Below are 6,989 nucleotides of genomic sequence, written 5' to 3' on the forward strand. Positions count from 1 at the left end.
CCCTGGGACAACTTCTGACAGACGCGGCCCGCACTCACTGGTAACCGTCCGACTTCGCCAGTCGCGCCGGGGTTTCGGTCACCCGTGCTTTGCCGGGCGCGGCGGCCTGCGTGGTATCCTGTAGCCACAACCGCTTAGGGAGACTATCAAGAGCGGCGCGGCAAGCAGCGCGTCCGGCAACCTGGTGGCGACGCCAAGGTGCCCGGCCTCGACGGCGAGGCGATAGGCCCGCGAGGGAACCAAGGTCGCGCACCCCCTTCGTGCGCGGAGGGGTTTTGCGTTTCGCCCGCTCTGGTGGCTGAGAGGGAAACGGGGATGGCGGATGGCGGCGGGCAGGGGCACGCTGGGAAGTGGCCGAGACGGCTGGTGCCTGAGGACATGCACTACATCGTCCACAAGGTCGCGGATGCGACGGTCCGCGACGGCGCGATCGTGCTGGCCTGCGTGGGCGACGACGGCAGGCCGTACGGGCCCGGGCCGTACCATCCGAGCGTCTTCAAGAGCCACCGGCGCCCGATCCGGGAGCATCTGGGCGAGTGGGGCATGGAGCGGGCCGATGAGATCAAATATGTCGTGGCCTACCACTCCGGCGGCTTCGTGAACGGGATCGTCGTGCGGCTCCTCAAGAGCGACGAGGACGTGCAGGCCCTGGTCGCGCGGCTGATTGAGACCCGGGCGCACGAGGCGAAAACGGACGGGCCGATGAACGCTATCATATCGGGCTGGCGGAGAAGGAAACCGACTCCCCTCGGGACGACCGAAAGGCCGCTCGGCGGTGCCTCCCGCAGTGGTTCCTGAGAGATCGCGCGTGTCTGTGCGAATTCCACGTCAGACGACACACCGTCATCTAGCCACCGCCGCGCGCGGCTGCAGTGACGAGCCCAGCGCCCACAAGTGCCAATGACTGACGTACCTGCGATTGCGGACCTTTGGAATTCGTGCGATGCCAATGAATGGGAGCGCGCCCTCGCGCGCTATTGGACCTTGGTGAAGCCCGCGAACCTGAAACTGGAACGAGCGATGGAGGCATTGGACCTCGACCGGCTCCGGAGGCTGGACGCCGACGGGTGGTATCGGTTCCTGCGGGACGAGTACTTTCGCTGGAAGTACACCGCGCCCAACCGGTACGCCACCACCACCCGGCAACTCCGACGCTACGCCGACACAGGCACCTTGGAGGCGCTCTACCAGGTCAAGGAGCGCCTCCTCACGGTGGAGAGGGCGGACATCAGGCACGCTCTATCGCTCGCCTGTGAAATCCAGGGGCTGGGGACGGCTGGCGCGTCCGGGCTACTCGCCGTGATGTACCCAGACACGTTCGCGACCGTCGACCAGTTCGTGGTCAAAGCGCTGCGCGAGGTCGAGAGGCTGCCCGAACGCGCGGCGCTCAGTCGCATGAAACCCGAAGGCCTGAGCCCCCGGGACGGCGTGCTGCTGATCAGCATTATGCAGCGGAAGGCAGCGGAGAACAACCGCCTGTTCGGCACCATCGGCTGGACGCCTCGCAAGATCGACAAGGTTCTATGGACCTACGGCAGATAACCTGGTGACGACGCGTCGGCCGCGTTGGCCGCAGGCGTGGCTAAGAACCCAGCAATCGAGCGGGCGGCATCAGATCTTGGAGTTGTTCGTTCGGCAGGGGCCGCCGTGCGCGTGGTGCAAGGCCGTGCCGTGCGCCGCATCGTCCGCGACTACATCGTTGCCGTCATCGACCGCGCGAAGCCGCAACTCGAACAATTCATTGCCGGGCATTTAGAGTGCCCCGAGGCCGTCCCGCTTATCTTCGCCGACCCGCTGGTCTCTTAGCGGAGGTTTCCGTTTTCCGGTGACGGCGTCAAAACGACCGTCCGGCCAAAGGAGCCGCGCCCGATCACGCGACGCACCCCTTCGCCGAATACGGATCGTCAATCAGCCCAGACGATTATCGCTACTTTGGTTTCGCGTATTCGGTCATCCCGGTAATATCAAGCATAACAACGGGCTCATTGCCAACAACCCACGCATCGTGGCCAGGCGGAACCACTCCTACATCCCCCGGGCCAAACTCTGTTTCAGTCCCATCGTCCATGCGCACGCGCAACCGACCCGACACATGATACGTCGTGTGCGGAGCCTGACAACTGTTCGTCTTGGCAGTCGGTTTCACCGACTCGGACCACTTCCAGCCCGGTTCAAATGTGGCTCGGCCAAAGGTGATTGTTCCAAGGGTCGCAAGTTCCACCTTGCCCTTCGGGAATGCACGCTTCTCGTCCGGGGTATGAAGGCTCTTTTTCACTATTCCGGCCATTTCTGTCCCTCCCATTTGTGGTGGAATATCGCTCAGATTACAGCGTGACCTCACCCCATGTCGTGCCTGTTGCGCTCGAGTACAGGGAGTCGAGTTTGACGGCGCGAAAGTCGGGGTCTTTGTTCAACGCATCAAAGTGCGCAAACGAGTCGATCTCGTAGATGAACCGGTTCGGCGTACTGGAGGTCATGGACGCGTAGTAGCCCAGGTTCCGCCCGCCATGCCGCTCGACGATCGCCTTCACCTTCCGTAACTCAGCCTTGGCCTGCTCTTTGTCATTGGGATGAATGTGAAAGGTATAGTGTACAATCATTGTCCGCCCCCGAGTCGTGCCTAAAGTTCGATCGTCTCAAGGTGCATTTGTGGTCTAAGGTTCGGCAATCAACCAACCGACGTGCTGCTGGCCACTGCAGTCTACCGCGAGGCAGTGTGTCTCGCGCTCACGACGCTCTCGTTCGGCTCGATGACGCCCAGGTTCTTGACAACTTGGAAAATGCCGTTGCTTGCCTGGGCGATGTACATGTTCATCCGGGCGTGATGCTGCCCGGGCACCATTTCAGCAGGACCACCCGGTCCCGCAGCAATCTTTGCGTGGTCGAGCGCCTTGATGACGGCTTCCTGATTTAGCGAGCCTGCCTCTTTCACCGCAGCCTCCCAGAACTTCAGCCCCCGGTACATGCCCGTACTCGCACTGCCTGCGGTGAACATCGAACTGCCCGGATAGAGTTTGTTGTACTGTTTGAGCAGTTCCACGCTGAATGGATCGCTGACGGTTTGGTAGTAGTCGAGGCAACCGTACAGGCCCTCCACCTGTACGGGCGGCAACATTTTCAGCAGGTTCTCCTCAAAGTATGTGCAGACCAGTTTTCCGCCCCGCTTTGTGAAGCCGGCGTTGTAAAGCTGCTCGAGGATTGGCCCAAGCCCGGGAGGAACGATCGTATTGAACACCACCTCGGTCCCGCTGGACATGATCTTCTCAACCGTCTTGCTGTAGCCCGTATGATCGAGCGGAAAATATTCCTCTCCTTCGATCGTGCCGCCGTTCGCCGTCACAATTTGACGAACCTTCTTGTTCATCACGTGCGGCCAGATATAGTCGGCTGACGGCAAATAAAATTTCTTCGCGCCCGTCTGTTGCATCAGCCAGGGAATAAAAGGATCAAGCTGCTGCGCTGGCACCGGGCCCGTGCAGAAGATGAGCGGGTCGCATTCCTGCCCTTCGTACTGCTCCGGGTAAATGTAAAGCTTCTTGCCCTTCACCACCGCGGGACCCTTGATTGCCTGCCGCGTGGAGCTGTAAATTCCGCCCAAGATCACGTCGACCTTGTCCTGCTCGACAAGCTTCGTCGCCTTGGCTTCCGCCACGCTGTCCGTGGTCGCGCTGTCTTCCACGAGCAGTTCTACGTGTCGCCCCAGCACGCCGCCCTTCGCATTGATGTCATCAATCACCATCTTCGCGACATTTGCATTGGCGACGCCCAGGAACGCGAGCGGACCCGTCAGGTCCATGATCACTCCCACTTTGATGGAACCATCTTTCATGGCAATCTCTCCCCTTGACCAGGATCTTCGATTTGGATCCAGATGCTTCCCGAGTCTTGCCGCAGTTGCGGGGAATCTGCGTGCCCATGCGCCTTGATGGCATGCGCACTGGCCGCTTCGACAAGGGCATCGCGCTGGCTTGCCGGAGCCATGATCACGAGTTGGCAGTTCTTCTCGCTTGGGAACTTGCCGCAGTTAACCGCAAGCCACTTGCCACCCTGAGTTGCTTGAACTCCACGGTTATCAACTCTCCTGCGGGATTTGCTAATGCTGTCGCTGAAGCGTCGCCTTCAGGGAACCGACCATGGATCGACGGTAGGGACGTCTTCGAGAGGAAAGTGCGACAATCACAGTATGGTCCGTGGGCGCACGTAACGCAATCTATTTCGGTGCTCTCCCCCGAGGGCAGGGCTCGAACAGCACTTGCCAGATGGGGTCGATGCGGGCGGCCAGAGGTCGCCGCATCGGCTGGTGGGCGGTGTTGTTGGCCCCGGCTGGCACCATCGCGGTGGTGGCTGCCGGGAGTGTCGTCTCGCTGGTCATGGGGCACCTCATTCCCTCTGCTGGTCGGTGGCTCCGCGCGCACAGCGCGCGCTGCGATCGATCATGGCAGACTCGCTTGTGCTTGTGGCTGCATACCTGAAGTCTGCCGTAGCCAGCGCCTGGTTCCCAAGGCTTGTCCGCCACGCGTCAGCGAAAAATAGGAGCGCTTTTGGTGTTCGGGAAAAGATCTCTTGACTCAAGCGAGCGGCCAGGAAGCCGAGGGGAGCGGTGTCTGAGAAATCGTTGCCAGCGCGACGATGCCAAAGGTAGGCTCCTCCGAAGGGCCAGATCGAGCGTTTGGGGGTCGCCGAACATGCTTTCCACCCGAAGCGGCAGTCAAATTTCTTCCACGGCAGGTGTTCAGGAACCATAGCGGAAATGCGCAGGTGCCATGCGATCGTTCTCCGCGCTGGTTGAGATCGGCAGAGACGGCTGGGCGACGGTCTGGGTCGGCGAGCTGCTAGGCCTGTTCGTCAACGAGCCATTCGAGGACGAGGCGCTGCGACAGCTCCCCAGCGCGATCGTCGCGTACCTGCAATGGCTCCGCCAGCACGGTGAGACCATTGAGGTGCCGGATTCCGTGACGGTCGCGGTCGCCGAGCGCCGGACGTCCGATCTCGACTTCGCCTATGGCCAGTACGAGGCGCTCTACGACCGCGAACGCGTCCCTGTCACCGACGACGATCTTGCGCAGGCGACGCGCTGGATGCGGTACATGCGGCAGGGCACGCTCGATCTGGTAGCGCGACTGCCCGAAGGCGCGCTGACATGGCGCCGGACACCCGACCACAAGTACTCGATCGGCGACTATCTCGAGCACATCGCCCGCGCCGAGCGTTGGTATCTGACACGGCTGTGGCCGGAGGTCCCGGAGCATGTGCCGGGACCGACGCCGCTCCTCAGCCTCGCCCGGTCGCGCGAGCGTGCCTTGAACTGGTTGCTGGCGATGCCGGCAGGCCTCCGGGGGAAGGCCGTCGATTTCGACGACGGGGAACCGTGGACCGCACGCAAAGTGCTTGGCCGCTATCTGTACCACGAACGGTACCATATCCGCAGCATCGCGCGGATCAGCCTGGGGCGCGGCGTCGAAGTCCCCGACGGCCTCGGGGGCTGGCACACATACGGAGCGGCTGTTCCGTGATGGTCTCCGCGAGCGTCGAGGTCCGCGCGACGGCTTGGCCTGGCCTGCGCATCGTGCGCTTCGCCAGGCGCTATCGCAATCACGACCGGGGAGGATTGATGGAATGACAGCCACGCCGATTGTTCTGGTTCCTGGATTCTGGCTCGGCGCATGGGCGTGGGACGAGGTCGTGGCGACGTTGCGCGCCGATGGCTATCATGTCACCGCGCTGACGCTTCCGGGCCTCGACTCGGCTGAGGCCGATCGATCCTCAATCACGTTTTCGGACCACGTCAACGCAATCGTCGACGCCCTGCGGGCGGCGCCGGCGCCCGTCGTGCTCGCCGTCCATAGCGCCAGCGGCTTCTCCGGTTACGCCGCGAGCGACCGGGTCCCGGAACGCATCGCGGCTATGGTGTACGTCGACTCGGCCCCCGGGAAGGGCGCCCTGGACCCAGGTTTCGAGGGCGTGGAGCGGCCGCTGAACTGGAAGGAGATCGAGCAAGAGGAGAATCTCGACGGCCTGACCGAGGAGCAAAAGGAGATATTCCGGCAGCGGGCCGTCCCTGTGCCGGGCGGCGTCATCCGCGAGGGAGCGGATCTCACGAATGACGCGCGGTTGGACATCCCGAGCACAATCATCTGCAGCGCTTTCCCGTCGGATCGAATCAAGGCCTACGCCAAGGAGCACAATTGGCCCTGGCTGGCCGGCGTCGCCGAGCTGCGCAACGTCACTTGGATCGACCTGCCGACGAGCCACTGGCCGATGTGGTCGCGCCCCCGTGAGCTCGCCCGGGTCATCGGCGACGTCGCGGAGGCGGTTCGTCCGTAACCCTGTTGATTCGCATTGGGGAGCTTGCTCCCCCAATGCGAAAAGGCGCCGTTTTCATAGGCGGAGGGTCGGCTGCAGCAGCGTTCCCCCGGCTCGCCGGGCGAGCTGCTCAAGCCAGGGCACCGCCGCGGCGATCCACGGCGGTACCTGACCGTGTAGCAGAGAGGAGAGCCTCGTGACGATCGCCAAGCCGATGGCGATGTAGACGAACACCCGCAGGAGCCGCCACAGGACCGCGAACACGACAATCGCGACGATGCCTAGCAGGATGTGCTGCGTGAGCGCCGCGGTCATGTCCCGTTCTCCCTCGCCAACTCGAGCGCCGCGCCCTGCAGCGTCGCGAACGGCAGCCCGACCCGCTCGGCGATCCGGAGCAGGTGGCTGTCGCGGAACACGGGATCGTGGTGGCCGAGCTCCCGCAGGAGATCGAGCCACGCCACCCGCTCGTAGTATCAGAGCACCGAGGCTGCCTTTTCCTCAAAGTCCGGGACAATAGTCTGCCGCCAGTATCGGAGATGATGCGGGTGCAGCTCGGCGGCATCCAAGATGCGGTGCACGGTGGTCGGGTGCAGCGTGGCGATCTGACGCCGCTCGATCTCATCATGCAGGGCCTGAACCGACCAGCGCACCCACGCCCGGCCCGCCTCCTCTGGCGGGGTGCAGGC

Annotated in this window: 11 protein-coding genes and 1 riboswitch; of the genes, 5 read left to right on the forward strand and 6 right to left on the reverse strand. The window is 63.0% G+C overall.

The features are described 5' to 3' along the window. The first annotated feature begins 138 nt into the window (after positions 1 to 138). Positions 139 to 253: riboswitch (SAM-I-IV-variant riboswitch) on the forward strand. A 113-nt stretch (positions 254 to 366) separates the two neighbouring features. The 3 genes from VGZ23_19345 (at position 367) to VGZ23_19355 (ending at position 1,806) form a co-directional block, all read left to right on the forward strand. After that, positions 367 to 798 (forward strand): hypothetical protein, encoded by a 432-nt coding sequence (locus tag VGZ23_19345; protein HEV2359750.1) that lies wholly within the window; start codon positions 367 to 369, stop codon positions 796 to 798. Between the two features lie 189 nt (positions 799 to 987). Continuing rightward, positions 988 to 1,542 carry a hypothetical protein gene (locus VGZ23_19350; protein HEV2359751.1) on the forward strand — a complete coding sequence of 185 codons (555 nt, stop codon included), beginning with the start codon at positions 988 to 990 and terminating at the stop codon, positions 1,540 to 1,542. Between the two features lie 105 nt (positions 1,543 to 1,647). After that, positions 1,648 to 1,806 (forward strand): hypothetical protein, encoded by a 159-nt coding sequence (locus VGZ23_19355; protein HEV2359752.1) that lies wholly within the window; start codon positions 1,648 to 1,650, stop codon positions 1,804 to 1,806. A 121-nt stretch (positions 1,807 to 1,927) separates the two neighbouring features. Here VGZ23_19355 and VGZ23_19360 read toward each other — a convergent pair whose 3' ends face one another. The 3 genes from VGZ23_19360 to VGZ23_19370 form a co-directional block, all read right to left on the reverse strand. Continuing rightward, on the reverse strand, positions 1,928 to 2,287 hold the full coding sequence (locus VGZ23_19360) for a cupin domain-containing protein (GenBank protein ID HEV2359753.1): 360 nt from the start codon (positions 2,285 to 2,287) through the stop codon (positions 1,928 to 1,930). A 37-nt stretch (positions 2,288 to 2,324) separates the two neighbouring features. Next, entirely contained in the window at positions 2,325 to 2,600 is a 276-nt protein-coding gene (locus VGZ23_19365) for a hypothetical protein (GenBank protein HEV2359754.1), read from the reverse strand. A 101-nt stretch (positions 2,601 to 2,701) separates the two neighbouring features. Next, on the reverse strand, positions 2,702 to 3,829 hold the full coding sequence (locus VGZ23_19370; GenBank protein HEV2359755.1) for a substrate-binding protein: 1,128 nt from the start codon (positions 3,827 to 3,829) through the stop codon (positions 2,702 to 2,704). A 934-nt stretch (positions 3,830 to 4,763) separates the two neighbouring features. On the opposite strand from VGZ23_19370, the gene VGZ23_19375 reads away from it, so the two are divergent. Further along, positions 4,764 to 5,513, forward strand: a complete 750-nt coding sequence (locus VGZ23_19375; protein HEV2359756.1) for a DinB family protein — start codon at positions 4,764 to 4,766, stop codon at positions 5,511 to 5,513. A gap of 103 nt (positions 5,514 to 5,616) precedes the next feature. Beyond that, a complete protein-coding gene (locus VGZ23_19380; protein HEV2359757.1) occupies positions 5,617 to 6,324 on the forward strand; it encodes an alpha/beta fold hydrolase in 708 nt (235 codons plus the stop codon). Positions 6,325 to 6,378: 54 nt separating this feature from the next. Here VGZ23_19380 and VGZ23_19385 read toward each other — a convergent pair whose 3' ends face one another. From VGZ23_19385 to VGZ23_19395, 3 genes are all read right to left on the reverse strand, one after another. Continuing rightward, entirely contained in the window at positions 6,379 to 6,618 is a 240-nt protein-coding gene (locus VGZ23_19385) for a hypothetical protein (GenBank protein ID HEV2359758.1), read from the reverse strand. Further along, positions 6,615 to 6,764, reverse strand: coding sequence for a hypothetical protein (locus tag VGZ23_19390; GenBank protein HEV2359759.1), 150 nt, complete (start codon positions 6,762 to 6,764; stop codon positions 6,615 to 6,617). The genes VGZ23_19385 and VGZ23_19390 overlap by 4 nt, the downstream gene beginning before the upstream one ends. 12 nt (positions 6,765 to 6,776) lie before the next feature. Continuing rightward, on the reverse strand, positions 6,777 to 6,989 hold a 213-nt coding region (locus tag VGZ23_19395), incomplete at its 5' end, for a hypothetical protein (protein ID HEV2359760.1).

It is taken from the genome of bacterium (genome assembly GCA_035945995.1).
Lineage (GTDB): Bacteria > Sysuimicrobiota > Sysuimicrobiia > Sysuimicrobiales > Segetimicrobiaceae > DASSJF01.